This is a genomic window from Diaphorobacter caeni, assembly GCF_015354245.1.
GTDB lineage: Bacteria > Pseudomonadota > Gammaproteobacteria > Burkholderiales > Burkholderiaceae_C > Diaphorobacter_A > Diaphorobacter_A caeni.
In genome coordinates this window covers 171,189-186,404 of record NZ_JADKYZ010000004.1, presented here as the reverse complement: position 1 = coordinate 186,404, position 15,216 = coordinate 171,189, and the positions used below count along the sequence as shown (strand labels likewise).

Annotated in this window: 11 protein-coding genes; 3 read left to right on the top strand and 8 right to left on the bottom strand. The window is 65.8% G+C overall.

The window, feature by feature from the left end; all coding sequences use genetic code 11:
• Positions 1-79 precede the first annotated feature (79 nt).
• Positions 80-583 (bottom strand): hypothetical protein, encoded by a 504-nt coding sequence (locus ISG32_RS11715; RefSeq protein ID WP_194771198.1) that lies wholly within the window; start codon positions 581-583, stop codon positions 80-82.
• Between the two features lie 206 nt (positions 584-789).
• Entirely contained in the window at positions 790-1,527 is a 738-nt protein-coding gene (locus tag ISG32_RS11710; RefSeq protein WP_194771197.1) for a TerC family protein, read from the bottom strand.
• Positions 1,528-2,062: 535 nt separating this feature from the next.
• Between ISG32_RS11710 and ISG32_RS11705 the strand changes: the two genes are divergently transcribed.
• Both ISG32_RS11705 and ISG32_RS11700 read left to right on the top strand, forming a co-directional pair.
• Positions 2,063-2,488 carry a DUF3717 domain-containing protein gene (locus ISG32_RS11705; RefSeq protein WP_194771196.1) on the top strand — a complete coding sequence of 142 codons (426 nt, stop codon included), beginning with the start codon at positions 2,063-2,065 and terminating at the stop codon, positions 2,486-2,488.
• A 60-nt stretch (positions 2,489-2,548) separates the two neighbouring features.
• A complete protein-coding gene (locus tag ISG32_RS11700; protein WP_194771195.1) occupies positions 2,549-2,863 on the top strand; it encodes a putative signal transducing protein in 315 nt (104 codons plus the stop codon).
• Between the two features lie 40 nt (positions 2,864-2,903).
• Here ISG32_RS11700 and ISG32_RS11695 read toward each other — a convergent pair whose 3' ends face one another.
• Positions 2,904-3,464, bottom strand: a complete 561-nt coding sequence (locus ISG32_RS11695; protein ID WP_194771194.1) for a YaeQ family protein — start codon at positions 3,462-3,464, stop codon at positions 2,904-2,906.
• 233 nt (positions 3,465-3,697) lie between these two features.
• On the bottom strand, positions 3,698-5,077 hold the full coding sequence (gene purB / locus ISG32_RS11690) for an adenylosuccinate lyase (RefSeq protein ID WP_194771193.1): 1,380 nt from the start codon (positions 5,075-5,077) through the stop codon (positions 3,698-3,700).
• Between the two features lie 214 nt (positions 5,078-5,291).
• On the opposite strand from purB, the gene ISG32_RS11685 reads away from it, so the two are divergent.
• Positions 5,292-5,906 carry a glutathione S-transferase N-terminal domain-containing protein gene (locus ISG32_RS11685; RefSeq protein WP_194771192.1) on the top strand — a complete coding sequence of 205 codons (615 nt, stop codon included), beginning with the start codon at positions 5,292-5,294 and terminating at the stop codon, positions 5,904-5,906.
• A 486-nt stretch (positions 5,907-6,392) separates the two neighbouring features.
• On the opposite strand, the gene ISG32_RS11680 is transcribed toward ISG32_RS11685, so the two are convergent.
• The 4 genes from ISG32_RS11680 to glnE form a co-directional block, all read right to left on the bottom strand.
• Positions 6,393-9,464 carry an efflux RND transporter permease subunit gene (locus tag ISG32_RS11680; protein WP_194771191.1) on the bottom strand — a complete coding sequence of 1,024 codons (3,072 nt, stop codon included), beginning with the start codon at positions 9,462-9,464 and terminating at the stop codon, positions 6,393-6,395.
• 12 nt (positions 9,465-9,476) lie between these two features.
• Entirely contained in the window at positions 9,477-10,604 is a 1,128-nt protein-coding gene (locus ISG32_RS11675; RefSeq protein WP_194771190.1) for an efflux RND transporter periplasmic adaptor subunit, read from the bottom strand.
• 42 nt (positions 10,605-10,646) lie between these two features.
• A complete protein-coding gene (locus tag ISG32_RS11670) occupies positions 10,647-12,098 on the bottom strand; it encodes an efflux transporter outer membrane subunit (RefSeq protein ID WP_194771189.1) in 1,452 nt (483 codons plus the stop codon).
• Between the two features lie 280 nt (positions 12,099-12,378).
• Positions 12,379-15,201 (bottom strand): bifunctional [glutamate--ammonia ligase]-adenylyl-L-tyrosine phosphorylase/[glutamate--ammonia-ligase] adenylyltransferase, encoded by a 2,823-nt coding sequence (gene glnE, locus ISG32_RS11665; RefSeq protein ID WP_194771188.1) that lies wholly within the window; start codon positions 15,199-15,201, stop codon positions 12,379-12,381.
• Positions 15,202-15,216 lie beyond the last annotated feature (15 nt).

The window sequence follows — 15,216 nt, the reverse complement described above, 5'->3', positions numbered from 1 at the left end:
AAGGTCGGTGCATCGCGTCTTCGATGTGGTCGGTGCGGGCCGAGCGAAGTGCCGGACCGACCTGACTCGACCTGGTGCTTTACTCCACCGCGACGAACATCATGCAGAACAGGCCTGCAAGCGTTCCCGGCAGGGCCCAGGTGCGTCCTGGCTTCTTGACCTTGACGGTCGGGGCGGGGGCATGGGTTGCCGCTGCTGGCGGATTCGGCACGAAGGCCTGTGGTGCCGTCGCGTCTTCCTGTTTGGGCCGACGTGCGTCGAGCAGTTGGGTCTGTGCGCCGTATTGCTGCTGCAGTTGTTCCAGCAACTCGGGCAGTGGCGTCTTGGCCAGCACGGTGCTCACCTGCGCATTGCCCGACTCGAGCCAAGGCAGCAGTTGGCCGAACAGCTTGTCGGCCCACTTGGCACGCCAGGATTCGCGCGCGCTGTGGCTCACCCATTTGCTGATGCGGTGCGTCATCCGAGGGGCGCAGGCCACCAGCACCCAGTGCGTGGTCTGGCCCGTGGTGCCTTGCGCGAGGGCGGGTTGAATGAGCTGACGCGCGTACTCGGCATCATCGACATAGACGATCACGGTGTCCATGAGTCCTCCTTGAAGTTGCTGCGTGGTGATTGAAATCGTTATGGCGCTGGGGTCCGGGGGATTCGTCAGGCGAAATCCGGAGGCCCCAAACGGCAGTACCTGCGAACGCAATATACAGAGGCATTTGCAGGTACTGTTCTTTCAGCACCGCAAATCAGGGGATTGGGCGGCGCCCGGCTTCTGGTTTGCGGCGTGTCTCGCGCGGATCAGTGGGCGGCTGGTGTGCCGCCGCCAGAGGCCTTGCGCTTGGCGAGGATGGCCTTGCCGATGACCAGGACCAGCACGGCACCGGCGACGCTGGCGCCGTACTTGATCGCATCGGTCTGAGCGATCTTGAACATCCACTGCCACTTGTCGGGGTTGGCGAACACGGGGTCGGTCACGAGCATGCCGCCCGCAATCCAGCCCAGCAGCATGCCACCGGCGGTGATGATCAACGGGAAGCGCTCCATGAGCTTGATGACCAGCTGGCTGCCCCAGACGATGATCGGGATCGAGATCAGCAGACCCAGCACGACCAGCAGGAACGAGTGCTCACCGGCGTTCTGTGCGGCGCCGGCGATGGCGATCACGTTGTCCACGCTCATCACCAGATCGGCGACGATGATGGTCTTGATGGCGGCGAGCAGGCGGTCGCTTCCGGCGACATCGCCGTGGCCTTCTTCATCGGGGGCCAGCAGCTTGACGCCGATCCACACGAGCAGAATCGCGCCCACGGCCTTCAGGAATGGCAGGTTCAGCAATGTCATCGCGAAGGCGATGAGAATCACCCGCAGAATGATGGCACCGGCGGTGCCCCAGATGATGCCCTTGGTGCGCTGCGCAGGCGGCAGCTTGCGGCAGGCAAGCGCGATCACCACCGCATTGTCGCCACCCAGAAGGATGTCGATGATGATGATCTGACCGAGCGCGACCCAGAATTCGGGCGAAGTCAAAAAGTCCATAAAGTCCTCAACGTCAATGTTCGAAGAGCTCTGCGGCCTACTCATCGTAGCGCAAAGCCCCAGCCTGATTGGGAATTGAACTGATCGAGGTGAACTTGTCCTACACAGGCGCGCGACGGCGCTTGCGTGAAGGGGCGGCAAACCTTGATCAGCCCAAAGGGGCCCATCAAAGGTCTTGCTCAGCCAGGTTCTTGACGTTGTTTTCACCTGTGCCCGGGCTGCCGGAAGCTTGCGCTTCGTATTGACGACAGACCGACAACCCCGACACCACGCACCCGCATTCGAGTGAATTTCCCGTTTGTTGGCGTGATTTCGGGTTGGGAGCTACTCCCCTTCAATCCCGCAATTGGAACACAGTCAAACAGGCCCGCGCAAGTTGTGGCCAAGAACTTTTTTAAAGCGATTCCGAAATGAATGCCCTTGAAATGGTCATGTGGCGGCGCTTCTGTGCTATGAAAAATACTTCGAGGTGGGTCTCGGTGATTACCCTTGGGTCCGCGCTGCAGAGGAGGAGGACGTATCATTTGCGCCCCTTATGCGCAGCAACGACCCCTCTCACCTCCATATCCACATCACCGACATCGAGGCCGCCATCAACCACTGGCGCCAGCGCGCGCCCGTGGATGCCGGTGCGGCGCTGGTGGATGAGCTGGTGGCGCTGGCCGAGGTCTATGCGCGCATGGTGTATCAGCGCTGCGATGAGATCGCCGAGGATGACATGCCGCCCGAGGCGATGTTCGCGTGGCTGGCCTGGTACGACACCACCATGGACACGCCCTGCATCGCGATCTGCTCGACGAGTCAGGGCGATGCCACCTGCAAGGGCTGCGGTCGCACGTTTGCCGAGGTGCAGACCTGGCTGGAGCTGGGTCCCGTGCACAAGCGCAGCGTGTGGCGGCGCATCAGCATGGAGGGCACGGCGCTGCGCTTCACCCGCTACAAGGAGCGCGCGGGCGGCTGAGGCGAGGGTGGGCCTTTGCCTGTTTACTCGGCGTCTGCGAACGGCTATGGTGGTGCGCATATGCTGCGCCTCGTGACCGCCCCCAACATCGTTCAGGCCAAGATCTGGTGCGACCTGCTGTGCGAGGCGGGCCTGCCAGCGACCGTGCTGCGCGAGCATTTCGCGTCGGTGCACGGACTGATGCCGCCCAGCGAATGCAATCCGGAAATCTGGCTCGAACACGAAGAGCATGAAACCGCCGCGCGTCAGCTGCTCGAGGATCTGGATCACCTGCCGCAGCGCAGGTGGCAATGCCGCTGTGGCGAGACCGTCGAGGGCGGGTTTGAGCAATGCTGGAACTGCGGAGGTTTCATGCAGCTCGGGCAGGCGCTGTAGCCGCCGTCACGTCAATTCATTCATTTCATTTCACGTTGCTTCACTTCCAGCGGACCGGCTCGACCATCACGCTGCCCAGATTGCTGCTGAGCGTGAGCGTGTTTTCCTGGATCGTGGCCTGCAGCTGCATGCTGCGTTCGGCCAGCTTCGCCAGTTCCTGCGAGGCGTCGGTCGGGATGCGCCAGACCTGCACCTTGTCGAGCCGCGAGAGCTTGCTCTCGATGCCCTTCCACCAGATTTCAGAGGCGTGGTTGAACGGGTAGACGATCACCGCATCGGTCTTGCTGCAGGCCTTGGTCAGCGGCTTGTCCTCAGGCTGGCCGACCTCGATCCACAGGCGCTTGCGGCCGGTGAAGTCGGTGAGCGAGACGTCCGGATCTTCCACGTCCGACAGACCCGCGCCGAAGGCGAGCGTGCCGTCACCGTTGCAGATGGTCTGGAGCTGGTGGGCGTTCAGCGCCAGAGCGACCAGACGGATCATCATGCGTTCGTCGGTTTCGCTGGGGTGGCGGGCCAGCGTGAGCGCGTGGTCGGCGTAGTAGCTGTTGTCGATGTCCGCAATGGCCAGATTGGCCTTGAAGATCGTTGATTTGATTGCCATGGGGCTTGGCCTTTGGGGCGACGAAGCCGTTGGCTTCGATTGGTGAATCGTTTTGAGACGCCAATACGGCCCCTCATGCGTCGTTGCGAAGCCTTGCCGTATGAACATACTGTCTGCGGCTTCGACGCCTCGCCTGAGGGGCCGTATTGGCGTTGTGGCTGTGGATCGAAGCGCGACTGCGCTGCCAGCCTCAGCAGGCCTTCGGCAGTCATCTCCGAAGGCCGTTCTTTCTTTTACACGCGCTTGGCCAGCTCGGCGGCCTTGCCCGTGTAGCTGCCCGGCGTCATCGCCAGCAGGCGGTCCTTGTCGGCTTGCGGGATTTCGAGGCTCTTGATCAGGTCGTGCAGGGCCTCGGCGGTCACGGTTTTGCCGCGGGTGACTTCCTTGAGCTTCTCGTAGGCTCCGGCGACGCCGTAGCGGCGCATCACGGTCTGGATGGGCTCGGCGAGCACTTCCCAGCTGTTGTCCAGGTCTTCGGCCAGCTTTTCTTCGTTGATTTCCAGCTTGTTCAGGCCGGTCAAAAGCGAGTTGTAGGCAAGCACGGCGTAACCCAGCGCCACGCCGATGTTGCGCAGCACGGTGCTGTCGGTCAGGTCACGCTGCCAGCGGCTGATGGGGAGCTTTTCCGAGAGGTGTCGCAGCAGGGCGTTGGCCATGCCGAGGTTGCCTTCGGCGTTTTCGAAGTCGATCGGGTTGACCTTGTGCGGCATGGTCGACGAACCGATTTCGCCGGCCTTGAGCTTCTGCTTGAAGTAGCCCACGCTCACGTAGCCCCAGATGTCGCGCGAGAGGTCGATCAGGATGGTGTTGGTGCGCGCCACGGCGTCGAACAGCTCGGCCATGTAGTCGTGCGGCTCGATCTGGATCGAGTAGGGCTGGAACGTGAGGCCCAGGCCTTCGGGTTCGTGGCTCTCGATGACCTTCTTGCTGAAGGCTTCCCAGTCGAATTCGGGCCAGGCGGAGAGGTGGGCGTTGTAGTTGCCCACGGCGCCGTTCATCTTGCCGAGGATCTTCACGGCGGAGATGCGGTCGGCGGCGGTCTGCAGGCGCATCACGACGTTGGCGAATTCCTTGCCGACGGTCGTGGGGCTGGCGGTCTGGCCATGGGTGCGGCTGAGCATCGGCACGTCGGCGAACTGACGGGCCATCTCGCGCAGCTTGAGCTGGATGCGGTCAAGCGTGGGCAGCACGACCTGGTCGCGGCCGGCGCGCAGTTGCAGCGCGTGGCTGGTGTTGTTGATGTCTTCGCTGGTGCAGGCGAAGTGCACGAATTCGGCGGCCTTTTCCAGTTCGGGACGGGCATCGAACTTGGACTTGATCCAGTACTCGACCGCCTTCACGTCGTGGTTGGTGGTCTTCTCGATGTCCTTGATCGCGGCGGAGTCGGCTTCGGAGAAGTTGCTCACGAGGCTGTGCAGATAGCTGCGTGCGCCTGCCGACAGCGGCTTGAATTCGTCGAATCCGGCATCGGACAGCGCGATGAACCAGGTGATTTCCACCTGCACGCGGCGCTGCATGTAGCCATGCTCGCTCATGATGGGGCGGAGGTCTGCGAGCTTGGCGGCGTAGCGGCCGTCAAGGGGGGAGAGGGCGGTGATCGTGGACAGGCTCATAGCCCTCTATTGTAGGTCGCGCGCCTTGGGCGCGGTGTGCGCCGGGTTTGTGGCTGCCCGCCGCGGATGTGTTGTTGTCAGGGAACGCTCCGCCTTGGGCGGGGATCGTGGTTTGCACTTAGGTGTCTGGACGGAATCAAGGTACGTGCCATCTGGCCCTAGAATCGGTTCGTCACCTTCATAGGTGACTGATTTTGATAGTGAAAGTCTGACCATGAAACTCATCGGATCCTCTACCAGCCCCTACGTGCGCAAGGTGCGCGTTGTGATGGCGGAAAAGAAGCTGGACTACCGCTTCCAGGAGGAAGCCGTGTGGTCGGAGGACACCAAGATTTCCACTTTCAACCCGCTTGGCAAGGTGCCCTGCCTCGTGATGGAGGGCGGCGAGGCGGTTTTTGACTCGCGCGTGATCGTCGAATATCTGGACACCCTGTCGCCGGTGGGCAAGCTGATCCCGTCGTCCGGGCGCGAGCGTGCCGAGGTCAAGACCTGGGAGGCGCTGGCCGATGGCGTGCTGGATGCGGGCGTGCTCTCGCGCATGGAGTCGACCTGGCAGCACCGCAAGGAAACCGAGCGCTCGCAGGCGTGGATCGATCGCCAGCACGGCAAGATCCAGGCAGGTCTTGCCGCGATGAGTCTGGGTCTGGGCGAGAAGCCCTACTGCAGCGGCATCCATCTGAGCCTCTCCGACATCGCCGTGGGCTGCGCGCTTGGCTGGCTGGAATTCCGCTTTCCCGCCATTGACTGGCGTACCGATCACCCCAACCTCGCCCGTCTGTACGACAAGCTGATGCTGCGCGCGAGCTTCAAGGACACCGTGCCGCGCTGAGCGGACGCACGCGGGGCTCCCGGTGAGCTTCGCCACATTGCCAAAAACAAAGGGCGCCACAGCGAAAGCAGTGGCGCCCTTTGTCTGCAGAATAAAAAAGTCGCGAAGCGTCCCGAAACGAATTAAGAGAGGGAGGGAGGAGAAGCGCTTCAGGATTTCCAGTCAAACGCGATGTCTGAAAGGCTTCGCAACTACAAACTGATTCTGTTCTTTATTCAATATTCCATCCATTTAGATGAACTAGTTTCGCATATAGATTAAGGCCAGACGCGTGAAGTTCCATCCAAATTTCACAAAAAAATGTAACCACTACCTACGCCGCCGAGGCTTCCGCAGCGCGGGTCTCGACACATATTTCAAATATCAGGCAAAACTCTTGAAGATGCAACAGGAGGCTTGTCAGCCGACGCCGTGTCGACGGGTGAGTCTTGCTCGCCAAGTGTGCAAGGTTACCCTATCAATGAAAGGTTTGACTGAGTAAGAATACTAACTTGTTGGAGCCTGTTTTTTGCTGCCCAGTCTGCGTTTGAACCAGTGCTCGAGATCGTCAATATAGGTGAATATCGCCGGGATCACGAGCAGGCTCAGAACGGTCGAGGTGAGCAGCCCGCCGATCACCGCCGTGGCCATCGGCGAGCGGAAGCTCATGTCCGCGCCACCGAGCGCCAGAGCGATCGGCAGCATGCCCGCGCCCATGGCGAGAGTGGTCATGATGATGGGGCGGGCGCGCTTGTGGCAGGCGTCGAGCAGCGCGTCGAGGCGGCTCATGCCGTGGTCTCGGCGCGCGACGATGGCGTATTCCACCAGGAGAATGGAATTCTTGGTCGCGATGCCCATCAGCATGATCAAGCCGATCAGCGACGGCATGGAAAAGCTCTTGCCCGCCAGCAGCAGGCCGACGAAGGCGCCGCCCAGCGACAGCGGCAGGGCCGCGAGAATCGTCACTGGCTGCAGAAAGTCCTTGAACAGCAGCACCAGCACGATGTAGATGCAGACCACGCCCGTCAACATCGCGAGGCCGAAGCTCGTGAACAGCTCGCCCATCATCTCCGCGTCGCCGATGTCGATCAGGCGCACGCTGGCCGGCAGGCCCCGCACCGCGGGCAGCTGGCGCACGGCGTCCTGCACCTCGCCGAGGCCCTGGGAGCCGAGCTCGATTTCGAAGTTCACGTTGCGCGAGCGGTCGTAGCGGCTGATCACCGCGGGGCCGCCCGAGGGCTCCAGCGTCGCCACTTCGCCGAGCCGCACCGGGCCGTGCGCGCCGGGCACGGTGAGACGCTCGAGCGTGGACAGATCCTCGCGCGCTGCATCGTCCAGACGCACGACGATGGGAATCTGGCGCTGGGCAAGGTTGAGCTTGGGCAGGTACTGGTCGTAGTCGCCGACGGTGGCCACGCGCAGCGTCTCCGCAATCGCGCTGGTGCTCACGCCGAGATCGGCGGCGCGCGCGAAGTCCGGGCGCACGGCGATTTCGGGGCGCACGAGGCTGGCCGAGGAACTGACTCCGCCGATGCCGGGAATCGAGCGCACGTCGCGCTCCACGGCCCGCGCGGCTTCGGCCAGCGCCTGCGGGTCTTCGCTGGCGAGCGCGAGGATGTAGCGGTCGTTCGATCCGCCCAGCCCGATCTTCACGCGCACGCCGGGCAGGTCCTGCATGGCCACGCGCAGCTTCTGTTCGATGGCCTGCTTGCGTGGGCGTTCGGCGCGCGGGCTCAGGGTGAGCGTGAGCGTCGCCTTGCGCGGATCGGCGGTGGCGTTGCCCGCGAACGGGTCGGAGCCCGCCGAGCCGCCGCCGATCGTCGCGTAGACGCTGTTGACATGTCCGACCTTGAGCGCGCGCGCGGTGGCGGCGGTGACCAGCTCGCGCGTTTCGGGCAGCTTGGTGCCGGGTGGCAGTTCCAGCGTGACCTGGGTCTGCTCATTGTCGTCGGCAGGGATGAAGCCCGAGGGGAGCAGCGGAATCAGCGCGAGCGAGCCGATGAAGAACAGCAGCGCGGCGAGCAGCGTGAGCACGCGGTGCCTGAGGCACCATTGCGATGCGCGCATGTAGGCCGCGAGCCAGCGCGGCTCCTTCTCCTGCGCGAAGAGCGGCTTCAGCATGTAGGCCGCCATCATCGGCGTGAGCAGGCGCGCGACGACCAGCGACGCGAACACCGCGAGTGCCGCCGTCCAGCCGAACTGCTTGAAAAAGCGCCCGGCAATGCCGCTCATGAAGGCCGTGGGCAGGAATACCGCGATCAGCGTGAAGGTGGTGGCGATCACCGCGAGGCCAATCTCGTCGGCTGCCTCCATCGCCGCCTGATAGGGCGACTTGCCCATGCGCAGGTGGCGCACGATGTTCTCAACCTCGACGATGGCGTCGTCGACCAGAATGCCGACCACCAGCGACAGCGCGAGCAGCGTGATGATGTTGATCGAGAAGCCGAGCAGGTGCATGCCGATGAAGGCCGGAATCACCGACAGCGGCAGCGCCACGGCCGAGACGATGGTGGCGCGCCAGTCGCGCAGGAACAGCCAGACCACGATCACCGCGAGGATCGCGCCTTCGTAGAGCAGGCGCATCGAACTGTCGTACTCGTCCTGCGCGATGGTGACGAAGTCGAACGCGCGGGTGAGCTGCAGGTCGGCGTGCTCGGCTTGCAATTGCTCGAGCACCTTCTGCACGCCCGCGCCCACTTCCACCTCGCTCGCGCCACGTGCGCGCGAAACCTCGAAGCCGATCACCGGCTTGTCATCGAGGAAGGCGGCGGTGCGCTGCTCGGCCGTGGTGTCGGTGATGGTGGCGATCTGGTCGAGGCGGATGCGCCGCCCGCCCGAGAGCGCGATGTCCATGGCCGCGATCTGGTCGGCGGTCTGCACGGTGGCCAGGGTGCGCAGCGGCTGCTCTTCGCCGCCGAGTTCGGCGCGCCCGCCGGCGCTCTCGAGCTGGGTGGCGCGCAGCTGGCGCGAGACATCGGCCGCCGTGGCGCCAAGCGCCAGCATGCGCTGCGCGTCGAGCGCCACGCGCACCTCGCGCGTCACGCCGCCCACGCGGCTCACCGCACCCACGCCGGGCACGGCGAGCAGGCGACGGGTCAGCGTGTCGTCGACGAACCAGGACAGCGATTCGTCATCGAGCTTGCTCGACGAGATGGTGTAGGCGAGGATGGCCTGCGCCGACAGCTCGAGCTTGTTGACAATGGGGTCGCGCAGATCGGCCGGCATGTCTGAGCGCACCCGCGAGACTGCCGAGCGCACGTCGTCCACGGCTTCCTGCACGGGCTTCTCGAGGCGGTATTCGGCCGAGATGACGGCCGTGCCGTCGGTCAGCGTGGTGGTGATGTGCTTGAGCCCCTGCGTGGTGGCGATGGCGTTCTCGATCTTGCGCGCCACGTCGCTTTCGAGCTGGCCCGGCGCGGCGCCGGGCAGCGAGGCGGTGACGTTCACGACGGGCAGATCCATGTCCGGGAAGTTCTGGACCTTCATCGCCCGGAACGACAGCAGCCCCGCCAAGGTGAGCAGCACAAAGATCATCGCAGCCGGAATCGGGTTGCGGATGGACCAGGCGGAAAGATTCATCGCTCTGATCCTTTATTTGGCGACAGGCTGAACGCGCACCAGATCGCCGTCGTTCAGAAAGGCGCCGCCGCGCGCGACGATGGATGCGTCGGGCTTGAGGCCGGAGGTGATTTCGACCGTCTCGCCGGTGCGCTGGCCGGTCTGGACCCGCACCATGCGCACATGGTCGGTGCCGACGAGCTCGAACACGTTGCTGAAGCCGTCGCGCACGACGATGGCCGAGGTCGGCACGGTGATCGCGTTGCGCTGGCCGAGCACGAATTCGCCGCGCGCGAACATGCCGGCGCGGATGTCGGCGTGGGCGGGCAGGTCCACATAGACGATGGCGTTACGCGTCTGTGCATCGACGGTCGGCGCGATGGTGCGTACCGTGCCCTCGACCTGTGCGCCACTCGCGGCGGTCACGGTGACGCCGCCGCCGAGCTGGATGCGTGGAAGCTCGCTCGACGCGACTTCTGCGCGCCATTCGAGGCGGCTCTTGCGCACCATGCGGAACAGTTCGGTACCCGCGCCCACCACTGCGCCCACGGTGGCGGTGCGCGCGGAGATCACGCCGCTGTCGGGGGCGAGCACCGTGGTGTGCTTCATGCGCAGCTGCTGCGCGTTGAGCATGGCCTGCGCGGCTTCGACGCGGGCCTGGCCGGTCTGCGCGGCGGTCGTGTACTGCTGGATCTGCTGGGCGCTCAAGGCGCCCGACTGGCTCAGCGTGCGCGCCCGCTCGGCATTGGCCTGCGACTCGGCGGCGCTGGCCTTGGCTTCGAGCAGGTTGGCGCGTGCCTGGGCGACGTCGGCCGCAATGGTTTCGCTGGCAAACGTCGCCAGCACCTGACCGGCCTTGACCGTGTCGCCCACATTCACGCGCACGTCGGTCAGGCGCAGGCCGTTGCTTTCCGCGCCGATGCTGGCCTCCTGCCAGGCGGCGACATTGCCGTTGGCGGGCAGGCGTGCGGCGAGGTTGGCAGAAGCGGGGCGCACGACGGACACCGTCAGCGCGGGGCGGGGCTCGCTGGCTTTCTTGTCGTCGGCGGCCTGCGAGTCATCGCTCCAGACGAGCGCACCGGCCGTGCCGAGCAGGGCCACGAGCGCCAGCGTGACGGCGGTGAGGTGAAGATGGGGAATGCGAGAGAGAAAGCGCGGCATGGCAAATCGGTAGGTTGATCGGTTAACGCGTTTCGGTGCGGATCAATGGGTCGGCGAGGCGTTGAACGACGTGGCGGCCGTGGGGACGGCCGGGTCTTGCGCATTCACGCTCCAGCCGCCACCGGCAGCGCGGTAGAGCTGGATCCAGGCGCTCATGCGCTCCTGTTCGAGGCTCACCAGCGAGAGTTCGGAGGCCAGCGCCGTGCGACGGGCGTTCTCCAGATCCAGCTGGCTGGCGAGGCCGCCCTTCCACAGCGCTTGCGTGGCGTCGAGCGAGCGCTTGTAGCCCGCCGCGGCGTTCTGCGCGTCGGTGCGGCGTTCGCTGGTGCTCGCGAGTCTGGTGAGCGCCTGCTCGACCTCGCCCACGGCCTGTCGGACCTGTGCGCGATAGCTCACCGCCGCCGCGTCGTAGCGCGCCTTCGCGGCCGTGACCTGCGCGGCGCGGCGGCCACCGTCGAACAGCGGCAGCGACACCGCCACCGGCCCGATGGTCCAGATGTTGGAGCTGCCGCTCAGACTGCCGGTGCCGAGATACAGCCGGCCGATGGAGCCCCCGAGCGAGAGCCGTGGATAGCGTTCGGCTTCGGCGCTGCCGACGTCGGCGCTCGCGGCCGCCACTTCGCGTTCGGCGGCATGGACGTCGGGGCGCTGCACGATGACCTGCGCGGGAAGGCTGTCCACGGTGAACAGCGCGTCCGGCAGCGGTGCGGCGGGCGATTCGGCGAGCGCGCTGCGCAGTGCGGCCTCGTCGCGGCCGGTCAGCGCGACCAGCGTCTTGATGCCGATGTCGCACTGCAGCTGTTGCTGTGCGAGGCGCACGCGGCCATCGGAAAAGCTTGCGGCGGCGAGGGCCGCATTGGCGGGAGCGGTGAAGCCCGCGCGTTCGCTCTCGCTCGAGAGCTTCGCGGTCTGCTCGCGCGATGCCACGTCGCCTTGCAGCACGGTGAGCTGCCGCGCGCAGTAGCGCCAGCCGGTGTATTGGTTGGCGACCTCGGCGGCCACCGACACGCGGGCGTCATGCCATTTGGCCCGCGAGCCTTCGAGGCGCTCGCCAGCGGCATCCGAGGTGGCGGAGTTGCGGCCGAACAGGTCGATCTCCCATCCCGCCTGCGCGCCGATCTGCGCGGTGTTGGCGATGCCGGCGGTCTGCTCGTTGAAGCCCCTGCTGGCACTGGCCTGCGCGTCCAGCGTCGGCAGCAGCGCGGCACGCGCGGCGACTTGCGTGGCCCGGGCCTGCTCGAAGGTCGAGCGCGCCTGCGCCACGCTGGGGCTGGCGGTCTGGGCCTCGCGGATGAGTTCTGCGAGCAGCGGATCGCCCGCAGCGCGCCACCAGTCCTCGAGCTGCGCGACGCTGCCGCCGTGCGGAAGCGGGGCATGCCATTGGGTCGGCACAGGGGCATCGACCTGCGCGGGCGGGCGCTGGATGGCGCAGCCCGCCAGGGTCAACGGCAACCAGAGAGACAGAGCCAGATGCAGCAAGCGGATTCGCGGCATGGATGAGACGTCGTGGAATGCGCCCTCGTGAGGCGACAGCGATGGGGAATCGGCCTGGCGCGCGCGGGGCGGGGCATTCGGTGCCTCGTCCTTCCATGATCGATCAGATCAATTCTTTTGCGCGCAAGTCTGCTGGGCCGGTGAGCAGCGCATTAGAGCATGAATGCGCTGCAGTTTTCCAGCGCGGCCCGTGCCGCTTTGGGCTGGCGCAGGGAAGCCTTGGACGACCGTGAATCGTTGTGAGCGAGGCCGCTGCATGCGAGCCTCGCTCATGGCGGAATCAGAGCGGTCGGTCGCCGAAGACGGCTTTCCAGAGCGCGAGGATCGCGTCGCGTTCAGGCACGAGTTCGTCGTCGAGCACGCGCGTGGGTTCTTCGTTCAGGCGTGCGCGGTGCTGCACATGGCGCAGCGTGCGGTAGGCATTGGCGGCCGCCGTGCCCACGCCCGCGGGCAAGAGGCCGGCGGCCTCGGCGCGCTGCAGCAGGGCGATGTTGCCCTTGTTGTCACGCAGGCCCGGATGGGCGTCCGACTGTGACAGCACCAAGTACTGCACGGCGAACTCGGCGTCGACCATCGCGCCGTGGCTGTGCTTCACGTCGAACTCGCCGTGCGGCACCGGATGGGCGCTGCGCACGCGATCGCGCATGGTGACGATTTCGTCCCGCAGCGACGCGCTGTCGCGCGGCGCGGTGATGACGGCCTCGCGCACCGCGTCGAAACGCTCGCGCAGGTGCAGGCCGCCGTGGGGCTCGTCCTCGGCGATGGGGTGGCCCTGGGCGTCGAGCGGCACGAGATCTTCGGTGCCGAGCACGAAGCGCGCGCGCGTCATCGCCTGATGTTCCCAGGTCCAGGCGGTGTTGCTGCCGCGCTGGGTCTGGTAGTCGGCGTAGGCGGCGAAGCGCGTGACCAGCAGGCCCGAGTTGCCGTTGGGGCGCAGGGCGGTGTCGATCTCGAACAGGTCACCCTCGCCGGTCTTCACCGACAGCCAGTTGACCAGCTTGCGCACGAAGGCGGCGTAGATTTCCAGGGCGTTCTCGTCGTCGTCGTCGAACACGAAGACGATGTCCAGATCACTGCCGTAGCCCAATTCCTTTCCGCCGAGCTTGCCGTAGCCGATGATGGCGAACTGCGGCGTCTCGCGGTGCTTGTTTTTCAGACGCGACCAGCACCAGCGCGCCGTCACGCGCAGCACGCAGTCGGCGAGCGCGGAGAGATCGTCCGCCACCTGCTCGACCGTGATGCGGTGCTCCACGTCGCGGGCCAGCGTGCGGAAGGTTTCGGCATGGTGGGCGCGGCGCAGCAGGTTGAGCAGGTTCTCGTCGTCGTCCTCGCCGGTCGAGCGCAGCGCGGCCAGACGCAGTTCGAGCTCGTGCTCGAAATCGGCGGGCACGAAGCGCTCGGACATCAGCGCGTCGCTCGCCAGCTCGTCGATCACGCCGGGGTGCTGCAGCATGTAGCGCGCCGGCCATTTGGCCGAGCCCAGCAGGTGCAGCAGGTGTTCGTGCACCGAGGGGCGCTCGAGCAGCAGCGCCAGATAGCTTTCGCGGCGCAGCAGCGGCTCCAGCCATTCGACGAAGCGCACGGCGGCGGCCTCGTCAGTCGTGCCCTCGCCGATCCAGCGCGCGGTGCGCTGCGTGAGTCGGTACAAGCGAGCGCGCGCTTCGTCGCGCAGGCCCTGCACACGCTGGTTGGTGCGCCAGTCGGCCACGCGTTCGCGCATCTTGGGCGGGAGCAGCTCGAGCAGCGTGTCCAGCTCGGGCGCGGGCGCGCTTGATCCGGCAGCGCGCGGGCCGCCGCAGTTGCCGCCTGCGCATTTCTTCTTCTCGGCTTCGCCGCCGAGCAGGGTGTCGAACTCCTGGGCGACCAGTTCGCGGTGGGTGTCCAGCTCCTTGAGGAAGTCGCTGCACTCCACGCCCATGGTCCGGCCGATCCAGCACAGGTCGTCGTCGGAGGTGGGCAGCACATGGGTCTGCTGGTCGTCGAGATACTGGATGCGGTGCTCTACCTTGCGCAGGAATACATAGGCGCGCGCCAGCGCATCGGCGGTTTCCTGCGGCATGAGGCCGGCGCGCGCAAGGCGCTGCAGCGCTTCGAGCGTGGGGCGGCAGCGCAGTTCGGGGAACTGGCCGCCGCGCACCACCTGCAGCAGCTGCACGGTGAACTCGATCTCGCGAATCCCGCCGCGCGAGAGCTTGACGTCGTTGGCTCGCTCGGGGTGACCGGCGCTGCGCTTGGAGGCGTGGTCGCGGATCTGGCGGTGCAGGATGCGCAGGGCATCGAACACGTTGTAGTCCAGATAGCGGCGGAACACGAACGGCAGCACCACGCCGCGCAGCGCCTGCACATTGGGCGTGGACAGGCAGTCGCGCGGAGCGACGATGCGGCTCTTGAGCCAGGCGAAGCGCTCCCATTCGCGGCCGTGCACGAGCAGATAGTCCTCCAGCGCCGACAGCGAGACGGCCGACGGGCCGGAGTTGCCGTTGGGGCGCAGCGCCAGATCGACGCGGAACACGAAGCCGTGCTCGGTCGTGTCGCCCACGAGGTTGAAGATGGCCTTGACCGCGCGAGCGAAGTATTCGTGGTTGGAGAGCTTGCCGCGCCCATCGGGCTGACCGGCGGTGTCGCCGTCGTGCTCGTAGACGTAGATGAGGTCGATGTCGCTCGACACGTTGAGCTCGCGCGCGCCGAGCTTGCCCATGCCGATGACCCAGAGCTGCACCGGCTCGCCGTTCGGGCCCTGCGGGGCGCCGTGGCGGGTGTCGAGCTCGGCCCGCACGGCTGTGCAGGCCCGGTCCAGCGCCAATTCGGCCAGATGAGTGACCGGCAGGCAGATGTCTTCAAGCGGTGCGCCCTGCTCGCAATCCAGGCGGATCAGGCGCTCCATGACAATCTGGCGCAGGATCCGCAAGGCCGCGCCCAGGTCATGGCCTTTGGCGATGAGGTCATCGCAGGTCTGGGCCATGGTCTCGCGCGTCGGAACACCGGTGGGCAGCAGGGCCATTTCCGATTCGTAGCGCCGGTGCAGGCGCTGGAAGAAGCGGGAATGTTCTGCGAGATGGCTCTGGCCATCGATGGGGGTCAATTCTGAGGAGGGCTTCTGCATTTCAGGCTGGCGCAA